This is a genomic window from Qipengyuania sp. MTN3-11 (assembly GCF_042851825.1).
Classification (GTDB): domain Bacteria; phylum Pseudomonadota; class Alphaproteobacteria; order Sphingomonadales; family Sphingomonadaceae; genus Qipengyuania.
In genome coordinates, this window is sequence record NZ_BTGM01000004.1 from 20,061 (window position 1) to 39,019 (window position 18,959).

Here is an 18,959-nt window from a genome sequence, read left to right on the forward strand (position 1 = left end):
TTTCATCACGCCGCCTGCGAAGGGCGTCCACAGCCCGATCTCGACCCGGCCTCGGCAAGCGTGTCGGCGGTCCACTGGTTGCAGGTGTTGGCGAGAGTGTATTTCCCCGCCGCGTCGTAATTCGCATCCTCGGGCATGAAACCGGCGTAGGTTCTCCGAGTTGCGCCCGGGGGGAGGGGCGGCAGCGTCCGCTCCACCCTGGCGACCAGCCGGCGGTATTCGGCGGGCCGCAGCCGCAGCGGGCGGTGGTTTTCGTCCGGCGCGGGTCGGACGTAATGGCCCACCCGCATCAGTCCCTCGCCGCCGGTGGTCGCGATCCTGAGCGCGGTGGCAAGCTTCAGATCGCTCCATGTCGGGGTCTCCAGAAAGACCTCTTTCTCGCCCCAGCCGATGGCGACATGGGTCGGGACCTGTCCGTCGCGCCGTGGCTGCGCGGCGGTGGGAAAGGTCTCGCGCCAGTCCTTCACCGGGCTGACGATCGGCAGGATCAACTCGGTGTGGATGCCGTTGGTGGCGACCATGATCTCTATGCCGTCGTCGGGCTCGGTCCAGTCGGCGTTGCGCGGGATCGCCGATCCGATCCATCCGGCAAGCAATGCCAGCGCGACGAGCGCGAAGGGTGCGGCGACGAAGCCGAGCCCCCAGCGCTGCCAGGGTTTCAGCCGGCGCGGCGCTTGCGCAGCCATAGGATCGACCAATCTCCCCTGACGTGGCGACGGGCGAGGCGGAACCCGGCCCGACGGTAGGCGCGGCGCACCGCGGGCTCCTGCGTTTCGAGCAATCCCGCGAGCAGCACGCTGCCGCCGGGTGCGACCACCTGCGCGAAATCCTGCGCCAGATCGATCAGCGGGCGGGCGAGGATGTTGGCGATCAGCAAATCGTAGGGCGCGCGCGCCTGGGTCAGCGGATGGTCGGTCCCCCCCGCCACCAGCATGGCCAGTTCGCCCCGGCGGGTGCCGAGCGCGATGCCGTTGAGCCGGGCGTTTTCCTCCACCACCGGCAGGCATACCGGGTCGTTGTCGGACGCGGTGGCGTAGGCGGCGGGCCAGAGATTCATGGCGGCGAAGGCGAGCAGGCCCGTCCCGGTGCCGATATCGGCGATGTCGCGCGCCGCGACTCCCTCCCGTCGCATGAGATCGAGCATGGCGAGGCAACCGGCGGTGGTCTCGTGGTGGCCGGTGCCGAAGGCCTGGCTCGCCGGGATTGCGAAATTCACGGCGGCGGGGGAGGGATCATGATCGGGGGTGTGGACATGGAACCGACCGGCACGGATCGGCTGGACGCGTTTCTGGCTCTCGACCAGCCAGTCGGTCTCGGGCAGTTTTTCGGCGGTGAATGTCGGTGCGGGCGTCTCGAACAGTGCCGCGATCGCCTCTTGATCGGCCTTGCGCGGGCGGCGTGGCATCCAGGCTTCGAACATCCATTCGTCCGGTCGCTGTTCCTCGATCTCCTGGCCGGAGACGGCAATGTCGGCGTCCCAGTCCTCCGCCTCCGCCTGCCGGTCGAGCGCCGCTTCTATCCGCGCGCGGTCCGCCGCGGCCGACAGCTTCCAGACCTCAGCGGACATAGCTCGCGCCGTTGGCGTCGAGAGTGGCGCCGGTCATGCTGGGCGGGGCGTCGAGCGCGCACCAGGCGATCATCGCGGCGATTTCCTCGGGTTCGGCGACCCGGCCGAGGGGAATGTCCGCGAGCAGGCCGTCGCCGCCCCGGCTCTGGAGATAGTCGCCGGCCATCGCGGTGTCGGTGAAGCCCGGCGTGATCGCGAAGCTGAGAATTCCCTCGCCGGCGTAGGCGCGGGCGATGGTCTTGTGCAGCGCCAGCATGCCGCCCTTGCTCGCCGCGTAGTGCCAGTGGTCCGGGCTATCGCCCCGGTGCCCGGCGCGACTGGCGACATGGACGATACGGCCGCCGACCCCCCGATCCTGCCAGTGCCGCACGGCGAAGCGCGAAAGCTGGGCTGCGGCGGTGAGGTTGATCCGCAGCGTATCCTCCCACGCGTCGAGCCATTGCATGTCCGACATCGCGATCGGATTGGCCGCGAACAGCCCGGCATTGTTGACCAGTACGTCAATGCTCCCGCCGGCGCGGGCGAGGGCGGCTTCCCACAGCTCCGCGGCGCCGAAGGGTTCGGCGAAATCGGCGGGCACCGTGTCGATCGCATCGCTCCTGGTGGCCTGGCCGATCACGCTGACGCCGCGCGCCTCGAGTGCCGATTTGGCGGCGGCACCGATCCCGCGGCTCGATCCGGTGAGAAGGACTGTCGTCATGCGGCACGGCTATTCGCAATTTCGCATCGTTTGTCGACCCCGCCCGCCTTGCACGTGGCGCAAGCTGGGCATAAGGAGGCGCCAATTGTCCGAGGGGGATCCAATGGCGCACCGCCCGCTATCGCCGCATCTGTCGATCTGGAAATGGGGCCCGCACATGCTCACGTCCATCCTGCACCGCGTGAGCGGCGACGGGATGGCGACGGTGGGGCTGGCGGTGTTCCTGTGGTGGCTCGGCGCGCTTGCCAGCGGGCCCGAGGCATACGAGACCTTCCGGTTCGTCATGGGGTCGCCCCTGGGGCTCATCGTCCTCGTCGGCCTGAGCTGGGCTTTCTTCAATCACATGTCGAGCGGGCTGAGACACTTCGTCCTCGACATCGGAGCCGGTTACGAACTCGACACCAACAAGACCTTTTCCGTGGTCTCGGTGATTTCCGGCATCGTTCTCACCGCGCTCTTCTGGATCGCGGTTCTCTTCATCTGAGGCACTTATGGGCAGACGCACGACACTCGAACGCTATGGTCCCAAGGGCACGGCCATCGGCCATGTCCGCGGCCTCGGCTCCGCTCATGCCGGCGCGCATCACTGGCTGTTGCAGCGCTTTACCGCGATCGGCAATTTGGTCACCGTGCTGTTCCTGGCGGTCAGCCTCGCCCTGCTTCCGGCCTACGACTATGCGGCGATGAGCGAGTGGGCGGGCGGCGCAATTCCCGCCACCGCGCTGGCCCTGATGACGGTCAGCGTCTTCTGGCATGCGCGTCTGGGGATGCAGGTGATGATCGAGGATTACGTCCACACCCCGGGCAACAAGTTCGCGGCGATCGCGGCGCTGAACCTGTTCGCGGTCGGCGGCATCGCCTTCGGCCTGTTCTCGATCGCCCGTCTCGCGCTTTCCGGGGGTGCCGTCTGATGGTCGATCCCAAAGCCCAGACCGAGGACGCCAACCAGCGCGACGCAGCGCCGGCCGAAGCGCCGCCCGAGGCGACGGCCGAAACGCGCAGCACGCAGCCCGGCCAGTCGGCCGATCGCTGGGGCGCCTACGAGATCATCGACCATACCTACGACGTCGTGGTCGTGGGCGCGGGCGGATCGGGGCTGCGCGCCACGATGGGTGCGGCCGAAGCCGGCTTGAAGACGGCCAACATCTCCAAGGTCTTCCCCACGCGCAGCCACACCGTCGCCGCGCAGGGCGGGATCGCCGCCAGCCTGGGCAACAATTCGCCCGATCACTGGTCGTGGCACATGTACGACACCGTCAAGGGCTCCGATTGGCTCGGCGACCAGGATGCGATCGAATACATGGTGCGCGAGGCGCCGCAGGCGGTCTACGAACTCGAGCACGCGGGCGTGCCTTTCAGCCGGAACGAGGACGGGACGATCTACCAGCGCCCCTTCGGCGGGCACATGCAGAACATGGGCGAGGGGCCGCCGGTCCAGCGCACCTGCGCCGCGGCGGACCGCACCGGCCACGCCATGCTCCACGCGCTCTACCAGCAGAGCCTGAAGTACGACGCCGATTTCTTCATCGAATATTTCGCGCTCGACCTGATCATGAAGGACGGCAAATGCGTCGGCGTGATCGCCATGTGCCTCGACGACGGGCGCATCCACCGCTTCCGCGCGCATGCGGTGGTGCTGGCGACCGGCGGCTATGGCCGCTGCTACTACACCGCCACCAGCGCCCATACCTGCACCGGCGACGGCGGCGGCATGGTGCTGCGCGCGGGGCTCCCGCTGCAGGACATGGAATTCGTCCAGTTCCACCCCACCGGCATCTACGGCGCGGGCGTGCTGATCACCGAAGGCGCGCGCGGCGAGGGCGGCTACCTCACCAATTCGGAAGGGGAGCGGTTCATGGAACGCTACGCCCCCTCGGCCAAAGACCTTGCATCGCGCGACGTCGTCAGCCGTTCGATGGCGCTGGAAATGCGCGAGGGGCGCGGCGTCGGGGCGGAGAAGGACCACATCTACCTTCACCTCGACCACATCGATCCCAAGATCCTGGCCGAGCGGCTCCCGGGCATCACCGAGAGCGGCAAGATCTTCGCCGGGGTCGACCTGACGCGGCAACCGCTGCCGGTTACGCCGACGGTGCATTACAACATGGGCGGCATTCCCTGTAACTTCCACGGCGAGGTGATGGCGGGCGATGCTTCCGATCCGGAAAAGACCGTCCCCGGCCTGTTCGCGGTGGGCGAGGCGGCCTGTGTTTCGGTCCACGGCGCCAACCGCCTGGGCTCGAATTCGCTGATCGACCTCGTGGTCTTCGGCCGCGCCACCGGGCACCGGCTGCGCGACATCATCAAGCCGGGCACGGCGCATGACGAACTGCCTGCTGACAGCGCCGATCTCGCGCTGACCCGTCTCGACCATTTCCGCAATGCGAACGGCGGCTCGCCGACGGCCGAGATCCGCGCGGATATGCAAAAGTCGATGACCCGGCACGCCGCGGTGTTCCGCGACAGCAAGCTGCTGGCCGAAGGCAAGGCCGAACTGGCGCGGATCAACAAGCGGATGGAGGACATCCACGTCACCGACCGCTCGCTGATCTGGAACAGCGACCTGATCGAGACGCTCGAGCTCGACAATCTCATGGCCCAGGCCAACGTCACCATCGCCAGCGCGGAAAACCGCAAGGAAAGCCGCGGCGCGCATGCGCACGAGGATTATCCCGAGCGCGACGACGCCAACTGGATGAAGCACACCATCGCCTGGTTCGACGGCTGGGGCGGGAAGGGCACCGGCGACGTGCGCATCGCCTATCGCCCGGTCCACGAATACACGCTCACCGACGATGTCGACTACATAAAGCCCAAGAAGCGGGTCTACTGACGCAGCAATAGGCAGGCCGCACGCCGGGGTCTCAGATGATCTCGGTGATCAGGCCCAGGTCCAGCGCCTTTTCGCAACCGATGTACCAATTGTCGGGTGCCCGGCGTTGGAGTTCTTCGAACTCGACATCCGACCCCTCGACGAAGGCGCGAAAGCCCGCTTCCTCGATCGCGATCGACTGCTCAATCTCGTTGAGCGCGGCCTTCAGCTGCGCGGTGCAGCTCCTGAGCGGGCCCGACAGGTTGATGGTCTTGGCGATCTGGCGCTCGTGCACCATCAGCGTCGTGTCCTTGGTCAGGAAGCGGCATTTGACCGGAAAGCCTGCCATGAAGGTCGCGCCTGCCGAATAGACGCTCGCCTTGCCGAGGAAATAGATCGTCCGGCCGGCATCGCGCAGCAGGCGCACGTCGTCTGCCATCGCTCTGGCGATTTCGGGATTGCCGCCCAGCGTGGTGAGTGCGATCACCAGCGGGCCCTCGGTCGGTGCGGCGCTAAGCTGATTGCGGAATTCGGCGTACATCGCTTCGTCCACCGATCCGATCAGACGCAGTTGCGGGGCGGTAAGGACCGTCTGGCGGTCGCTTTTTTCGTTCGTCATGGGCGGGGGATTTCCTCGGTCGATGCGTGCTGCATGAGCGCCCGCGATGCGATCCCGTTCCCGAAAAAGCATTCATTGACGCGAAAGGTTTACAAGCGTAATCGAAAATTGGAACGGATGGGCGAGACCAGGGAGGTAACCGCCATGCCACGAGGGAAGAACGCTCCGGAAGAACGCATCAGCGATGCCGAGCACGCCGTGATGGAGGCATTGTGGGATCGCAGCCCGCTGACCGCCGTCGAGGTCTGCGACCGGGTTTGCGAGCAGCGCGGATGGTCGATGCCGACCGTGAAGACCCTGCTTTCGCGGCTCGTCGGCAAGGGGGCCGTCGCCACCGAGGCCGAGGGGCGCAGGTTCCTCTATTCGCCGCTCATCGCGCGTGCCGATTATGTCGGCGGCGAATCGCGCCGGCTCGTCGATCGGCTGTTCGGCGGCCGGCCGGCATCGCTGTTCGCGCAGCTCGCCGAAAGCGAGGCGCTGACCGACGAGGATCTCGCCGAAATCGAAAAGCTGCTGGGGGAGATGCGGAAATGACCGACTTTCTGCTCGATACGCTGGCGTGGACCGGTGCCCTGATCGCCCTGGTCCTCGTCCTGAGGCGTCCGGTGGCACGGCATTTCGGCGCTCGCGCAGCCTACGCGCTCTGGGCCTTGCCCGCCTTGCGGCTGGTGATTCCGCCGGTGGAGCTTCCGGCGTGGATGCGGGCCGCCGAACCGGTGGCCGAAGCGCCGGTCGCTCTCTTCCCGGCTTCGGACGCGGGAATCCCCGCGTCGCAGCCCTTGTCCGATGCGGCTCTGATCGCGCCGGCCTCCTCCATCCCGGAGGCATCGATCGATTTCGTCACGCCGCTGCTGATACTCTGGCTGTTCGGAGCGGGCATTTTCCTGGTCCGCCGTTTTGCGCTCTACTTCGCAATGCGGCGCGACCTGCTCGAACATGCGCGGCCGGTGGGCGACGTGGGACGGATCCGCATGGTCGAGACGCCGCAGGCCGAGGGCCCGGTGGCCTTCGGCGTGTTCGACAGGGTCGTCGCGCTGCCGGTGGGGCTGATGGCCAGTCGCGACCGTGCGGCGCGCGATCTCGCCATCGCGCACGAGCTTGCGCATCACCGCGGTGGCGATTTGCTGGTCAATTTCCTGGTCCAGCCGCTGTTCGCGCTGCACTGGTTCAACCCCTTGGGCTGGGCCGGGTGGAAGGCGCTGCGGCGCGACCAGGAGGCGGCCTGCGATGCGCGGGTGATCGCGTCGCGGCCGCGCGAGGACCGCACGCGCTACGCCGCGATCATCGCCGGTTTCGCCACCACCGCCAAGGCCATGCCGCGCCACGCGCTCGCGGCCCCGATGGCCTGCCCGGTCCTCGGCGACAAATCCATCGTTCACAGATTGAGGAGTTTGACCATGACGGACATTTCGCGCCGCCGCCGCCTGGCCGGCCGGGCCCTGATAGGCGCGGGTGTGCTGGCCCTGCCGCTCACCGCGACGATCAGCTACGCCGCGCAGGAGGTCGAGGTGGACGGCGGCCCGGCCGAACTCGAGGCCGAAGCGCGGGCTCCGACAGATGAACTCGCGGCTCCGCTCACCTCGTTGAGCGAGCCGGCGGAGCCGTCTGCGGCGAATGACGAGAGCGTGCAGGTGATAAGGATCGATCCCGACGGCGAGGCCGTTGCCGGTGAGGGGCCGCAGGCGTTTCGCGTCCGTCGCAGCCGCGACGGTGCGGTCGGGGATCAAAACGACCCCATGGTCATCCGCCTTCGCGGCGATGAAATGAGCGCCGAAGAGCGCGCCGAGTTCGAGGCCGAAATGGCCGAGCTGCGCGAGGCATTCGGGGAGAGCGGCGAATTCGCCACAGCACTGCGCGAAAGCCTCGGCGAGAACAGCGAATTCGCGAGGGAAATGAAAAACCTGCGCAAGCACTTTGCCGAGGATGGCGATTTTCGCCGGGAGCTGGAGACTGCGCTGAGTTCCGCCCACGCCGGTATACCGCGCATGATTTCACATTGCGATGGCAGCGGCCAGACGGTTCGCGAGACGGTCGGGAAGGACGGCAAGAAGACGATGGTCTTTTGTCAGAGCGCCGCCATGGAGACGGCCCGCGCGGCAATGGGCACTGCCCGCGCCGCCATCGGTCAGGCGCGTCCCGCCGTGGAACGCGATCGGAACCTGTCGGACAAGGAACGCCGCGAGGCGCTCGAATCGCTCGACGAGGCCATGCGCGAGATCGGCCAGAGCTGAGCGCGTTCAGCGCAGCCGGGTGATCGCGTCGCAGCGGCGGTCGTCCCCCTGCAGCCCGAGGCGAAGAGCCTGGCTGCGCTGTTCGCTGGTGCCGTGGGTGAAATCCTCTTCCGACACCCGGCCCCCGGAGAGGCGATCGTCGCCGATCGAGGCGGCGGCGTTCATGCCTTCCTCGATATCGCCGGGCTCGATCAGATTGCGGTTCCTGCCGGCCCAGACCCCGGCGTAGCAATCGGCCTGGAGTTCGACCAGCACCTGGAGCTGGTTGGCGATCTGCGGATTGGCGCGCTGGGCGCTGTCCATCTGGTCGAGCACGCCGGTGAGCGCCTGGATATGATGGCCATATTCATGGGCGAGGACGTAGTAGCGCGCGAAATCGCCGCGCGCGCCCAATTGCTGCGCCAGCGTGTCGTAGAAGCTCGTGTCGATGTAGATCGTGGTGTCGCCCGGGCAATAGAACGGCCCCATCGCCGACGACCCGCTACCGCAGGCGGTGCGCACGCCGCCGCCACCGTAAAGATCGAGCGTGGGCTGGCGGAACCGGTCGCCGAAGCCCTGCTGTTCGAAAGTCTGCGCCCAGGTCTGGTTGAGCGAGGTCAGCGCGTTGCAGGCCTCGGTCGCGTATTCGCTGCTGGTGCAGATTTCCTGTTCGTCGGTGCTGGCCGGACCCGCGGCCTGGGAATTCTGCTGCACGCCCTCGACCACGGCTGCGGTCTGGAACGGGTCCATGCCGAACACGAAATAGCCGACCGCGGCGAGGATGATCGTGCCGCAGCCGAGCCCGCCCGCCTTGCCGCCCGGAAGGCCTCCGCCGCTCGAGCGCACGTCGATGCTGCCGGTGTCGAACGGATTGAGCCGCATATTGCATCCCCCATGATTGACCGCGCCGCCCGCCTCCGCGATGGCGCACGAAACTGGAACCCTAACGCATGGTGGCAGAAATGTTTCTCGAAGGAAAACGCGCGCTGGTGACCGGATCGACGAGCGGCATCGGTCTGGCGGTGGCGCAAGCGCTGCACGGCGCGGGCGCCGAAGTGGTGCTCAACGGATTCGGCGACGAGGCCGAGATCGCCGGGCTGTGCGAGGAACTCGGCGCCACGCACTCGGGCGCCGACCTGACCGACGCTGCCCAGATCGAGGCGATGATGCGGGAGGCGGGCGAGATCGACATTCTCGTCAACAACGCCGGCATGCAGCATGTCGCGCCGGTGGAGGAATTCCCGGTCGAGAAGTGGAACACGATCATCGCGCTCAACCTGACCGCCGCCTTCCACACCACGCGACTGGCCGTGCCGGGCATGAAGCGGAACGGCTGGGGCCGGATCATCAACACCGCCAGCGCCCATTCCAAGGTCGCGAGCCCGTTCAAGAGCGCCTACAATTCGGCCAAGCACGGCCTCGACGGGTTCACCAAGACGATCGCGCTGGAACTCGCCGAACACGGCGTAACGGCGAACTGCATCAGCCCCGGCTACGTCTGGACGCCGCTGGTGGAAAACCAGATCCCCGACACCATGAAGGCGCGCGGCCTGACCCGCGACGAGGTCATCAACGACGTCCTGCTGGCGAAACAGCCGACGAAGAAATTCGTGCAGCCCGAGGAGATCGGCGCGCTGGCGGTGTTCCTGTGCCGCGACGAGGCGCAGAACGTCAACGGCGCCAACTGGAGCGTCGACGGCGGCTGGACGGCGGATTGATCGACCTTTCCTCGAACCAGTTGCTTGTGCTCGCAGCATGCGCGCTCAGTCTCGCCGTGAGCCTGACTGCCTTCGTTTCGGTGCTCCGCATTCCAGCGCTGTCGTGGAAGCCCTTCTGGGCTCTCCTTGCGTTGGTCGGGACCGGCGGTGCCGCCATCGTGTGGTCCGCCGAGGCACCGGCCTACTGGTTTTTCGGAGTGGCGACGCCGACCGTATCCTATGCGGCTATCGATGGGGGTTGGGAGCCGGCGCTTGTTCGCTGCCTCGTACCGACAGGGGCGATTATCGTGCTGGTTCGCCTGTTCATCCATGCTCGGACGGCCCGTACCGCCGTTTCGGACCCTGACCGATCCCCGCCGCACTAGCGCGTTTCAAGATGCGTCGTTACATGGACCGCCACTTTCCCTCCGGCAGGCGATTCTCGACGTGGCACATTCCGATCTTTCCGACCAAATCCGTCTGGGGCTGACCTTCGACGATGTGCTGCTCGTCCCCGCCGAGAGCGAGATCCTGCCGAGCATGGCGAACACCGCCACGCGGCTGACGCGCGAAATCGGGCTCAACATTCCGGTGATCTCCAGCGCGATGGACACGGTGACCGAGGCGGACATGGCGATCGCCATGGCGCAGCTCGGTGGCATCGGTGTGCTCCATCGCAATTTCGAGATCGAAGATCAGGCCGCCGCGGTGCGCGCAGTCAAGCGTTACGAAAGCGGGATGGTGGTCAACCCGATCACCATCCACCCCGACGCCACGCTGGGCGAGGCGCAGGCGATCATGGCGGAAAACCGGATCAGCGGCATTCCGGTGACCGACCGCGACGGCAGGCTGGCCGGCATTCTCACCAATCGCGACGTCCGCTTCGCCGAGAACCCGCGCCAGCCGGTGCGCGAACTGATGACGGTCGACAACCTCGCCACCGTTCCGCTCGGCACCGGTCAGGAAGAGGCGCGCCGCATGCTGCACCAACGCCGGATCGAGAAGCTGCTGGTGGTCGATGGCGACGGCAAGTGCGTCGGCCTGATTACGGTCAAGGATATCGAGAAGGCGGTCGCCTATCCCGAGGCCACCAAGGACGATCAGGGGCGACTGCGCGTCGCCGCCGCCACAACGGTAGGCGACAAGGGGTTCGAGCGGACCGAGGCGCTGATCGACGCCGGGGTGGATGTGGTTGTGATCGACACCGCGCATGGCCACAACAAGGATGTCGCGCGTTCGGTCGAGCGAGTGAAGAAACTCTCCAACAGCGTTCAGGTCATCGCGGGCAATGTGGCGACCGGCGAGGCGACCAGGGCGCTGGTGGCTGCGGGTGCCGATGCGGTGAAGGTCGGCATCGGGCCGGGTTCGATCTGCACGACGCGGGTGGTGGCCGGGGTCGGTGTGCCGCAGCTGACCGCGATCATGGATTGCGCCGAGGCCGCGGAAGAGGCGGGCGTGCCGGTGATCGGCGACGGCGGTCTCAGGACCAGCGGCGACGCCGCCAAGGCGCTTGCCGCCGGGGCCTCGACGATCATGATCGGATCGATGCTCGCCGGCACCGAGGAAGCACCGGGCGAGACCTTCATCTATCAGGGCCGCAGCTACAAGGCCTATCGCGGCATGGGCAGCGTCGGCGCGATGGCGCGCGGCAGCGCCGATCGCTATTTCCAGGCCGATGTCAGCCAGCAGAAGCTGGTGCCGGAAGGCATAGAGGGTCAGGTGCCTTACAAGGGCCCGGCCGCGGCCGTGGTCCACCAGCTGGTCGGCGGGATCAAGGCGGCGATGGGCTACACCGGCAGCGCCTCGATCGAGGATCTGAGGAAGCGGGCGCAGTTCGTGCGGATTACCAACGCCGGGCTTGCCGAGAGCCATGTCCACGACGTCGCGATCACCCGCGAGGCGCCGAACTATCCGACGCGCTGAGGGACCATGACCCCGGCCGCGCGCGTCCAGACTTCGATCGAATTGCTCGACGCGATAGCCGAGGCCGCGCGCCATCAGGGCGCTCCGGCCGACCGCATTCTCGCCGACTGGTTTCGTGCCAACCGTTTCGCCGGGTCGAAGGACCGCCGCGCGATTCGCGAGCTGGTCTATGCGGCAATCCGGGCCTGCGGGCCGCTTCCAGAGAGCGGAAGGGCGGCCATGCTGCGACTGGCCGAGACCGATCCGGCCATCCGTCCGCTGTTCGACGGATCGCAATACGGCCCTGCTCCGATCCAACCGGGCGAGGTCGTCGCCGAAGGTGGGGTCGCGCCCGCGTGGGTCGTGGAGCGCCTCGTTTCCGCCGGCATCGATGACGTGGAGGCCAAGGTGCTGCTCGATCGCGCGCCGCTCGACCTGCGCGTGAATACGCTCAAGGCCGAGCGCGCCTCGCTGGTCCTGCCGGTGGATGCCGAGCCCACCCAGGCTCCGAACGGCCTCAGGATCGCGGCGGGAACGCAGGTCGAACCGTGGCCCGCATATCGCGAGGGTCTCGTCGAGATTCAGGACACGGGCTCGCAGCTGGCGTGCCTTGCCGTGGGGGCGCAGCCCGGGGAGACGATCGTCGATCTGTGCGCCGGGGGCGGGGGCAAGACGCTGGCGCTGGTTGCCGCGATGGACAATCTCGGGGTTCTGATCGCCTGCGACACCGAGCGTGCTCGACTCTCGAAGCTCGGGCCCCGCGCCGAGCGGGCGGGCGCGACGAATGTCGACACCCGCCTGCTCGATCCGGGGCGAGAGATGGAGGCGCTCGGCGAATTCGAGGGCCGGGCCGACGCCGTCCTGGTCGACGCGCCCTGTTCGGGCACCGGCACCTGGCGGCGCAATCCCGAGGCGCGCTGGCGGCTGACGCCGGACATGCTGGACCGGCTGATCGAGACCCAGGCGCTCATCCTCGACAATGCGGTGCGGCTGCTGCGACCCGGCGGGCGACTGATCTACGTGGTCTGCTCGCTGCTGGACGGGGAGGGCCCGGATCAGTTCGATGCCTTGCTCGCTCGCCATCCGCAGCTGTCGTCGCAACCGCTTGCGCTGCCGGCCGGGCGGGAGCGCGCGAAGGGGATCCGCCTGACGCCGCACCATGATTCGACCGACGGATTTTTCATCGCGCGTGCAGGCTTGGCGTGTTAACTCGAACACCGATGGCCGATCAGCCACCTCTTGCCCGACCGAGTTTCCAGGAGACGATCATGCGTTTCGCCCCCGCTGCCGCCGCCCTTTCGCTGGCCCTCGCAATTACCGCGAGCGTAGGCCAAGGCGCCGAGCCCGCGCCGAGCCCGCGTGCGGCGATGCTGATCGCGGAGGGCGAGGCGGCGCTCGATGCGGGCGATACGCAGAAGGCGATCGATGCCTTCGAGGCAGCGCTGACGGTCGATCCGGCCTACACGCCCACCCTTCTACGCCTTGCCGAAGCGGCCCGCGCGGACGGGCTGCAGGGCAAGGCGATCGGTTTCTATCGCGAAGCGCTGACCCGCGATCCGGACAATTTCGCCGCGATCTCGGGCGAGGGGGCGGCGCTGGTCGAGAAGGGCGCGCTCGAGCGGGCCCGGCTCAATCTCGCCAAGCTCGAATCGCTGTGCGGCGATGGCTGCGACGAGACGCGGGCACTCGCCACCGCGATCGCCACCGGCCCGGCGGAGCGCGTGCTGACCGCGGAAGCGGTGATGCCCGACGCCGAAGTGGTGCAGTCGAACTGAGTCAGACCAGCGCGCGAAACGCCTCGACCACCGAGCGATAGACGCGTTTCTTGAACGGGACGATCAGCTCGGGAAGCTGGTCGGGATCGACCCATTTCCAGTCGCAGAATTCGGGCGGATCGTGCGCCTCGAGATCGATGTCTTCATCGCTGCCCGTGAAGCGCGCGAGGAACCAGACTTGCTCCTGGCCGCGGAAACGGCCGCCCCAGAGCTTGCCGATCAGCTCCTCGGGCAAATCGTAGCGCATCGCTTCGTCCATTCTCTGGAGGATGGTGACGTGTTCGCTGCGGGCACCGGTCTCTTCGGCGAGTTCGCGCAGCGCCGCATCCTTCAGGTCCTCGCCCTCGTCGACGCCGCCCTGGGGCATCTGCCACCAGTCGCCTTCCTTGTTGTCGATCCTGCGGCCGACGAAGACCTTGCCGTCCGCATTGACGAGCATCACCCCGACGCAGGGCCGGTAGCCGAGATTGCGGTAGGGGTCGCTCACGAAGCCAGCCTCTCCAGTTTGAGGCGGATCGCGCCGAGAAAGGCTTCGAGGTCCTTCTGACCGCTGGGGATCGCCTTCCTCAACGTCGTGAAACCGTGAACGATGCCGGGAAATTCGAAATAGCTCACCTCCGTTCCCTGGCCGATCAGATGGGCGGCGTATTCGCGGCCCGAATCGCGCAGGGGATCGAGCCCGGCGGTGCAGATCACCGTGGGCGGGGTGTTGGCGCAATCGCCCACCATCGGCGTGTGCCGCGGATCCTTAGCATCGCCGCCATATTGCTTGGTGAACCAGGCCATCGCCGCGCCGGTCAGCAGGAAGCCCTCGCCGAAGAGCGAGAAGCTGTCGTGCTTCGAGACCTCGCTGGCGACGGGATAGATCGGCGCCTGGACCAGGACCGGCACGCCGGCCGGCTCGTTCGTAAGCTGATTGGTGGTGACGATGGTCAGATTGCCCCCCGCGCTGTCGCCCGAGATCACGAGCCCGGTGATCTCGCGGCCCAGTTCCGCCGGAGAAGAAGCGAGCCAGCGCGCCGCCGCCTCGCAATCGTCGGGCGCGGCGGGGAAGGGATGTTCGGGGGCGAGGCGGTATTCGACCGATACCACCGGCAGGTCGAGCTGGACGGCGAATTCGGTGCACAGCGCGTCGTAGACCTCGATGTCGCCGATCACGAAGCCGCCGCCGTGGATGAAGAGCACGCAGGGCCCCGGGCCGCGTTCGGCCCTGGTGTCGTAGAATCGCAGTGGGATGTCCCCGGCCGGGCCGGGACAGGTGAGGTCGCGCTTGATCGGCAGGTCGTGAGCGGGGGCTTCGGCCAGACCCTTCATCGCCCGCATCTGCTCGCGCCCGGCCACCGCGCCGACTTCCTCGACACCCTTGCCTCCGATCTGTTCGAGCATATCGAGAAACCCGCGCACGTCGTCGCGGACGTAATGTTCGGAATCGGCCAAGCTTCGCTCCCCTTGCTAGCCTGGCCAGAATTAGCGGCTCCGCGCTCCATTACCAGACGCCATTTCGGCGCGCCCCACTGCGGGACCGGCTGTTCTCGCCGATATCCGTCGAAAACCATTGCCCGAAGCCGGTACGGCTCCTACTTCCGCTGCCTTGCAATAAAAAGTGCGCTTTAGGCAGCGCGCGAAGAGGTAAGTCGATGGCGACCCAGACGGTCGAAAGCCCGCCTCCGGCGGCGGATATTCCCGAAACGGTTGTGGTGCGGTTCGCGGGGGACAGCGGCGACGGTATGCAGCTGACCGGCGGCCAGTTCACCCTGTCGACCGCGCTTGCAGGCAACGACCTGGCGACCTTCCCGGACTTTCCGGCGGAGATCCGCGCGCCGCAGGGCACGCTGTTCGGAGTATCCGCCTTCCAGATCAATTTCGGCAGCCGCCGGATCAACACCGCGGGCGATGCGCCCGACGTGCTGGTGGCGATGAACCCCGCGGCGCTGAAGACCAACATCAGCGCGCTCAAGCCGGGCGGCCTGGTGATCGCCGACACCGGCGCCTTCACCAAGCGCAACCTCGACAAGGCGCAGTACGAGGCGAACCCGCTCGAGGACGACAGCCTCGCCAAATACGATGTGCTGGCCTTCGACATCAGCGAAAAGACGATCGAGGCGGTCAAGCCCTTCGGCCTCGGCAACAAGGACGCGCTGCGGTCCAAGAACATGTGGACGCTGGGCCTGGCGCTGTGGATGTTCGACCGTCCGCGCGATCCGATCCACCAGTGGCTGCGCGCCAAGTTCAAGACCAAGCCCGACATCGCCGATGCCAATATCGCCGCGCTCGATGCCGGCCATGCCTATGGCGAGACGGCGGAACTGGCCGGGCCGCTGAAGCAGCTTACCGTGCCGCCGGTGCCGAGCGAGCCGGGGCTTTATCGCACGGTGACGGGCGCGGAGGCGGTCAGCCTCGGCCTCGTAGCAGGGGCGCAGCTCGCCGAGCTGCCGATGTTCTTTGGCGGCTATCCGATCACGCCCGCCAGCGCGATTCTGCATCACCTCGCGCGGCTCAAGGAATTCGGCGTCACCACCTTCCAGGCGGAGGACGAGATTGCCGCGATCTGCGCCGCGATCGGGGCGAGCTATGCCGGGCAGCTCGGCATCACCAGCTCCTCCGGTCCCGGCATCGCGCTCAAGACCGAGGCGATGGGCCTGGCCATCATGACCGAACTGCCGCTGGTGATCGTCAATTCGCAACGCGGCGGCCCTTCGACCGGCCTGCCGACCAAGACCGAGCAGAGCGATCTCTACCAGGCGGTCTATGGCCGCAACGGCGACGCGCCGATGCCGGTGATCGCGGCGCGCAGCCCGTCGGATGCCTTCGAGGTGGCGATCGAGGCCTGCCGCATCGCGGTGAAATACATGACCCCGGTGATGCTGCTGACCGATGGTTACATCGCCAATGCCGCCGAACCGTGGAAAGTGCCGGACCCGAGCGGATTCGCGCCGTTCCCGGCCGAGTTCCTTACCGAGCCGCGCGGCGAGCAGCTGCTCCCCTACAAGCGCAATGCGCACGGCGCGCGGCCCTGGATCAAGCCGGGTACGCCCGGAATGATGCATCGCATCGGCGGGATCGAGAAGCACGAGGAAACGGGCAATATCGACTATTCGCCCGACAACCACCAGCGGATGACCGATCTGCGCAAGGCCAAGGTCGAGAACATCGACGTCCCCGACCAGGAGGTCGCGCTGGGCGAGTCCTCGGGCAAGCTCGCGGTGGTGGGCTGGGGATCGACCTTCGGGCCGATCCACCAGGCGGTGCGCAAGGCGCGCGCAAACGGCTGCGACGTCAGCCACATCCATGTCCGCCACATCTGGCCGCTGCCGAAGAATTTGGGCGCGCTGCTGCGCGGCTTCGACAACATCCTCGTGCCCGAGATGAACACCGGCCAGTTCAAGACCGTGCTGCGCGACCAGTTCCTCGTCGATGCGCAGCCTCTCACCAAGACCAGCGGCCAGCCCTTCCAGATCGCCGAACTGGTCGAGGCGATCGGCAAGTATTTCGATGGGATTCCGGGCAACGAGGGCGGAGAGGTCGAGGTCAACGACGACCAGCTGCCCAATCTCGAGGCGGGGCACGACGACGGTTCGCTGCGCCGTGGGTCTTCGCCGCAATCGCAGGAGCACAGTGCGTGAACGCACCCGTTAAAATCGAAACCACGCTCAAGGACTGGGAAACCGACCAGGAGGTTCGCTGGTGTCCGGGTTGCGGAGACTACGCGATCCTCAAGGCGGTGCAGCGCACGCTGCCGCAGCTCGGCGCGGACCCGGCGAAGACGGTGTTCATTTCCGGCATCGGCTGTTCGAGCCGCTTTCCGTACTACATCGAGAGCTACGGCTTCCACACGATCCACGGCCGCGCGCCCGCCTTCGCCACCGGCGCGAAGCTGGCTAATCCGGAGCTCGACATCTGGCTGGTGACCGGCGACGGCGACGGGCTCTCGATCGGCGGCAACCATCTGATGCATGTGTTGCGGCGCAACGTGAACATGCAGATCATGCTGTTCAACAACGAGATCTACGGCCTCACCAAGGGGCAGGCCTCGCCCACCAGCCGCGAGGGCACCAAATCGCCCTCGACGCCGATCGGCAGCTACGATCACCCGGCGCGGCCCGCCGCCTTCGCGCTGGGCGCCGGCGCGCGTTTCGTGGCGCGCGGCTTCGACGTGTCGAAGAAGCTGCCCGAGGTTCTCACCGCCGCGCATGCCCACCAGGGCGCTGCCTTCATCGAGATCTTCCAGAACTGCATCGTCTACAACAAGGACGTGTTCGACGATTTCGCCGCGCCCAAGGGGGCGGAAGATCGTCAGCTCTGGCTCGAGGACGGCAAGCCGATGCTGTTCGCGGGCGACACGAAGGGCATTGCGCTCGACACCGATACGCTCACGCTCAAGGTGGTCGATGTGGCCGATGGCGATTGGCAGACCGCGGGCGTGATCGTCCACGACGTCACCAACCGCTCGATCGCGCACATGCTGGTCGAGATGCCCTTCGGCGAGTTTCCGATGGCATTGGGCGTCCTCTACGACGATCCGCGTCCCACGTTCGAGGCGGCGGTGATCGCCGAGCGCAAGAAGGCCAGCGAAGGCAAGACCGCCGATCTCGCCCGGCTGCTCGGCTCGGGTCAGACCTGGACTGTCGGAGGCACCGCGGCCGATCCGGTCTAGGATTGGGACAAACCGCCTCTTTTTGAACAAACTCGCGGCTCGTCCATTGGTGATGTGACGCTTCCCTGCCGGGAAGCCCAGCCATTCGATGGAGAAACCTATGACATTCAAGACGAACCTCGCCCTTGCCTCCGGTCTCGCGCTCGCGCTTGCGGCCTGCGGCGACAGCAACGACGCCGAACCGATCGAGGCCAATCCGGAAGCGGACATGGCGGCGAACCAGCAGGCAGAATACGATCCTATGACGCGTGACTACACGCTTTCGGAGGATGCCCAGACCCGGCGCGACGAATTCGACGGCGACGCCTTCCAGAACGAGTATTCGGGCTTTCGCGACGAGATCACCAGCGAGCAGGTCCGCATGGGTGCGGACATGGAGGCCGAGGCCGACATGACCGACGATGATCGTGCCGAGATGGAGGCGGCGAGCCAGCCGCGCGATGCCGCCACCAACATGCGCACCCGCGCCAACATGACCTGGGGCTATCTCGACCGGAACGACGACGACCAGCTTTCGGTCGCCGAATATGCGATCTGGGCGATCCCGCTCGATCCCAACGCTACCGCGCCAAACGATCAGGGCCAGCCAGAACTGACGGCGGATCAGGCCAACAAGGCGGCCGACAGCTTCTTCTATTACGACATCGACGGCGACACCTATCTCAGCCGCCGCGAGTTCACCTCCGCGCGTCGCGGCGAGGATCTGGACCCGCAGGCCGGGGCCTGATCGCCGCGCGCCGTTTCGACGGAGCAAGAAACAATGACGGCCGCCGGAGGTTTGGGGATCCTCCGGCGGCCGTTTCTCCTCCCCAGGAGAACTGTCTAGCGGGGCATCATTCGCTATCGGACACGTAATTGCCGAGGCGGTGATGAAGGGCGTTGATCTTCGCCAGTTCCTCGCGATCGTCGGTCTGCCGCGCATGGCTGGTCAGCGCAGCGCGCAGCAGGCGAAAGTCGGCGGTCGAGAACAGGGCGCGGGCGCGGCCCGGTTCCGTCTTCGGGGCTTCTTCGGTCATGATGGTC

21 protein-coding genes are annotated in these 18,959 nt (G+C 66.9%); 13 read left to right on the plus strand and 8 right to left on the minus strand.

Annotated features, from left to right (window positions below):
• Positions 1-5: 5 nt before the first annotated feature.
• Genes ACGHN1_RS12895 through ACGHN1_RS12905 form a run of 3 tightly spaced genes read right to left on the minus strand, consistent with a single transcriptional unit; the run spans position 6 to position 2,267 of the window.
• A complete protein-coding gene (locus ACGHN1_RS12895; RefSeq protein WP_390551272.1) occupies positions 6-686 on the minus strand; it encodes a DUF2459 domain-containing protein in 681 nt (226 codons plus the stop codon).
• Entirely contained in the window at positions 659-1,567 is a 909-nt protein-coding gene (locus ACGHN1_RS12900) for a 50S ribosomal protein L11 methyltransferase (RefSeq protein ID WP_390551273.1), read from the minus strand. The genes ACGHN1_RS12895 and ACGHN1_RS12900 overlap by 28 nt, the downstream gene beginning before the upstream one ends.
• On the minus strand, positions 1,557-2,267 hold the full coding sequence (locus ACGHN1_RS12905; RefSeq protein WP_390551274.1) for an SDR family NAD(P)-dependent oxidoreductase: 711 nt from the start codon (positions 2,265-2,267) through the stop codon (positions 1,557-1,559). Before ACGHN1_RS12905 ends, ACGHN1_RS12900 begins: the two co-directional genes overlap by 11 nt.
• Positions 2,268-2,370: 103 nt before the next feature.
• Here ACGHN1_RS12905 and sdhC point away from each other — a divergent pair, with 103 nt between their 5' ends.
• From sdhC to sdhA, 3 genes are read left to right on the plus strand one after another with little or no spacing between them, the layout of a single operon-like run.
• Positions 2,371-2,751: a succinate dehydrogenase, cytochrome b556 subunit gene (gene sdhC / locus ACGHN1_RS12910; RefSeq protein ID WP_390551275.1), complete on the plus strand. Its 381-nt coding sequence runs from the start codon at positions 2,371-2,373 to the stop codon at positions 2,749-2,751.
• Positions 2,752-2,758: 7 nt separating this feature from the next.
• Positions 2,759-3,178 carry a succinate dehydrogenase, hydrophobic membrane anchor protein gene (gene sdhD / locus ACGHN1_RS12915; protein WP_390551276.1) on the plus strand — a complete coding sequence of 140 codons (420 nt, stop codon included), beginning with the start codon at positions 2,759-2,761 and terminating at the stop codon, positions 3,176-3,178.
• Positions 3,178-5,100, plus strand: coding sequence for a succinate dehydrogenase flavoprotein subunit (gene sdhA, locus ACGHN1_RS12920; protein WP_390551277.1), 1,923 nt, complete (start codon positions 3,178-3,180; stop codon positions 5,098-5,100). Before sdhD ends, sdhA begins: the two co-directional genes overlap by 1 nt.
• A gap of 31 nt (positions 5,101-5,131) precedes the next feature.
• Here sdhA and ACGHN1_RS12925 read toward each other — a convergent pair whose 3' ends face one another.
• Positions 5,132-5,698 carry an ATP-dependent Clp protease proteolytic subunit gene (locus tag ACGHN1_RS12925; RefSeq protein ID WP_390551278.1) on the minus strand — a complete coding sequence of 189 codons (567 nt, stop codon included), beginning with the start codon at positions 5,696-5,698 and terminating at the stop codon, positions 5,132-5,134.
• Between the two features lie 144 nt (positions 5,699-5,842).
• Here ACGHN1_RS12925 and ACGHN1_RS12930 point away from each other — a divergent pair, with 144 nt between their 5' ends.
• Positions 5,843-6,232, plus strand: coding sequence for a BlaI/MecI/CopY family transcriptional regulator (locus ACGHN1_RS12930; protein ID WP_390551279.1), 390 nt, complete (start codon positions 5,843-5,845; stop codon positions 6,230-6,232).
• Entirely contained in the window at positions 6,229-7,929 is a 1,701-nt protein-coding gene (locus tag ACGHN1_RS12935; RefSeq protein WP_390551280.1) for a M56 family metallopeptidase, read from the plus strand. The genes ACGHN1_RS12930 and ACGHN1_RS12935 overlap by 4 nt, the downstream gene beginning before the upstream one ends.
• Positions 7,930-7,935: 6 nt before the next feature.
• Here the strand turns inward: ACGHN1_RS12935 and ACGHN1_RS12940 are convergent, their stop codons facing one another.
• Positions 7,936-8,790 (minus strand): neutral zinc metallopeptidase, encoded by an 855-nt coding sequence (locus ACGHN1_RS12940; RefSeq protein ID WP_390551281.1) that lies wholly within the window; start codon positions 8,788-8,790, stop codon positions 7,936-7,938.
• Between the two features lie 80 nt (positions 8,791-8,870).
• On the opposite strand from ACGHN1_RS12940, the gene ACGHN1_RS12945 reads away from it, so the two are divergent.
• The 5 genes from ACGHN1_RS12945 (at position 8,871) to ACGHN1_RS12965 (ending at position 13,282) form a co-directional block, all read left to right on the plus strand.
• Positions 8,871-9,626, plus strand: coding sequence for a 3-hydroxybutyrate dehydrogenase (locus ACGHN1_RS12945; protein ID WP_390551565.1), 756 nt, complete (start codon positions 8,871-8,873; stop codon positions 9,624-9,626).
• Positions 9,623-9,991 carry a hypothetical protein gene (locus tag ACGHN1_RS12950; RefSeq protein WP_390551282.1) on the plus strand — a complete coding sequence of 123 codons (369 nt, stop codon included), beginning with the start codon at positions 9,623-9,625 and terminating at the stop codon, positions 9,989-9,991. Before ACGHN1_RS12945 ends, ACGHN1_RS12950 begins: the two co-directional genes overlap by 4 nt.
• A gap of 61 nt (positions 9,992-10,052) precedes the next feature.
• Positions 10,053-11,528, plus strand: coding sequence for an IMP dehydrogenase (guaB, locus tag ACGHN1_RS12955; RefSeq protein WP_390551283.1), 1,476 nt, complete (start codon positions 10,053-10,055; stop codon positions 11,526-11,528).
• A gap of 6 nt (positions 11,529-11,534) precedes the next feature.
• Positions 11,535-12,716, plus strand: a complete 1,182-nt coding sequence (locus tag ACGHN1_RS12960) for an RsmB/NOP family class I SAM-dependent RNA methyltransferase (protein WP_390551284.1) — start codon at positions 11,535-11,537, stop codon at positions 12,714-12,716.
• 59 nt (positions 12,717-12,775) lie between these two features.
• Entirely contained in the window at positions 12,776-13,282 is a 507-nt protein-coding gene (locus tag ACGHN1_RS12965) for a tetratricopeptide repeat protein (RefSeq protein WP_390551285.1), read from the plus strand.
• 1 nt (position 13,283) lies between these two features.
• Here the strand turns inward: ACGHN1_RS12965 and ACGHN1_RS12970 are convergent, their stop codons facing one another.
• The gene (locus ACGHN1_RS12970) at positions 13,284-13,721 is read right to left on the minus strand and encodes an RNA pyrophosphohydrolase (RefSeq protein WP_390551566.1); all 438 of its coding nucleotides are present in this window, start codon (positions 13,719-13,721) and stop codon (positions 13,284-13,286) included.
• 44 nt (positions 13,722-13,765) lie between these two features.
• Complete coding sequence (locus ACGHN1_RS12975; protein ID WP_390551286.1) at positions 13,766-14,719, minus strand: alpha/beta hydrolase; 954 nt, start codon at positions 14,717-14,719, stop codon at positions 13,766-13,768.
• Between the two features lie 200 nt (positions 14,720-14,919).
• Between ACGHN1_RS12975 and ACGHN1_RS12980 the strand changes: the two genes are divergently transcribed.
• From ACGHN1_RS12980 to ACGHN1_RS12990, 3 genes are all read left to right on the plus strand, one after another.
• Positions 14,920-16,905: a 2-oxoacid:acceptor oxidoreductase subunit alpha gene (locus ACGHN1_RS12980; RefSeq protein WP_390551287.1), complete on the plus strand. Its 1,986-nt coding sequence runs from the start codon at positions 14,920-14,922 to the stop codon at positions 16,903-16,905.
• Positions 16,902-17,936 (plus strand): 2-oxoacid:ferredoxin oxidoreductase subunit beta, encoded by a 1,035-nt coding sequence (locus ACGHN1_RS12985; RefSeq protein ID WP_390551288.1) that lies wholly within the window; start codon positions 16,902-16,904, stop codon positions 17,934-17,936. The genes ACGHN1_RS12980 and ACGHN1_RS12985 overlap by 4 nt, the downstream gene beginning before the upstream one ends.
• Positions 17,937-18,036: 100 nt before the next feature.
• Positions 18,037-18,663, plus strand: a complete 627-nt coding sequence (locus ACGHN1_RS12990; RefSeq protein WP_390551289.1) for a hypothetical protein — start codon at positions 18,037-18,039, stop codon at positions 18,661-18,663.
• Between the two features lie 106 nt (positions 18,664-18,769).
• Here ACGHN1_RS12990 and ACGHN1_RS12995 read toward each other — a convergent pair whose 3' ends face one another.
• Positions 18,770-18,952 (minus strand): hypothetical protein, encoded by a 183-nt coding sequence (locus ACGHN1_RS12995; RefSeq protein WP_390551290.1) that lies wholly within the window; start codon positions 18,950-18,952, stop codon positions 18,770-18,772.
• Positions 18,953-18,959: the final 7 nt, after the last annotated feature.

What these genes read in the sequence shown, in the direction of transcription:
- ACGHN1_RS12960 (WP_390551284.1), top strand. Translation starts at nt 11,535, where the DNA reads ATGACCCCGGCCGCGCGCGTCCAGACTTCGATCGAATTGCTCGACGCG.
- ACGHN1_RS12940 (WP_390551281.1), bottom strand. Translation starts at nt 8,790, where the DNA reads ATGCGGCTCAATCCGTTCGACACCGGCAGCATCGACGTGCGCTCGAGC.
- ACGHN1_RS12905 (WP_390551274.1), bottom strand. Translation starts at nt 2,267, where the DNA reads ATGACGACAGTCCTTCTCACCGGATCGAGCCGCGGGATCGGTGCCGCC.
- ACGHN1_RS12980 (WP_390551287.1), top strand. Translation starts at nt 14,920, where the DNA reads ATGGCGACCCAGACGGTCGAAAGCCCGCCTCCGGCGGCGGATATTCCC.
- ACGHN1_RS12895 (WP_390551272.1), bottom strand. Translation starts at nt 686, where the DNA reads ATGGCTGCGCAAGCGCCGCGCCGGCTGAAACCCTGGCAGCGCTGGGGG.
- sdhD (WP_390551276.1), top strand. Translation starts at nt 2,759, where the DNA reads ATGGGCAGACGCACGACACTCGAACGCTATGGTCCCAAGGGCACGGCC.
- ACGHN1_RS12935 (WP_390551280.1), top strand. Translation starts at nt 6,229, where the DNA reads ATGACCGACTTTCTGCTCGATACGCTGGCGTGGACCGGTGCCCTGATC.
- ACGHN1_RS12900 (WP_390551273.1), bottom strand. Translation starts at nt 1,567, where the DNA reads ATGTCCGCTGAGGTCTGGAAGCTGTCGGCCGCGGCGGACCGCGCGCGG.
- ACGHN1_RS12990 (WP_390551289.1), top strand. Translation starts at nt 18,037, where the DNA reads ATGACATTCAAGACGAACCTCGCCCTTGCCTCCGGTCTCGCGCTCGCG.
- ACGHN1_RS12925 (WP_390551278.1), bottom strand. Translation starts at nt 5,698, where the DNA reads ATGACGAACGAAAAAAGCGACCGCCAGACGGTCCTTACCGCCCCGCAA.
- ACGHN1_RS12970 (WP_390551566.1), bottom strand. Translation starts at nt 13,721, where the DNA reads ATGCTCGTCAATGCGGACGGCAAGGTCTTCGTCGGCCGCAGGATCGAC.
- ACGHN1_RS12995 (WP_390551290.1), bottom strand. Translation starts at nt 18,952, where the DNA reads ATGACCGAAGAAGCCCCGAAGACGGAACCGGGCCGCGCCCGCGCCCTG.
- ACGHN1_RS12930 (WP_390551279.1), top strand. Translation starts at nt 5,843, where the DNA reads ATGCCACGAGGGAAGAACGCTCCGGAAGAACGCATCAGCGATGCCGAG.
- ACGHN1_RS12945 (WP_390551565.1), top strand. Translation starts at nt 8,871, where the DNA reads ATGTTTCTCGAAGGAAAACGCGCGCTGGTGACCGGATCGACGAGCGGC.
- sdhC (WP_390551275.1), top strand. Translation starts at nt 2,371, where the DNA reads ATGGCGCACCGCCCGCTATCGCCGCATCTGTCGATCTGGAAATGGGGC.
- sdhA (WP_390551277.1), top strand. Translation starts at nt 3,178, where the DNA reads ATGGTCGATCCCAAAGCCCAGACCGAGGACGCCAACCAGCGCGACGCA.
- ACGHN1_RS12965 (WP_390551285.1), top strand. Translation starts at nt 12,776, where the DNA reads ATGCGTTTCGCCCCCGCTGCCGCCGCCCTTTCGCTGGCCCTCGCAATT.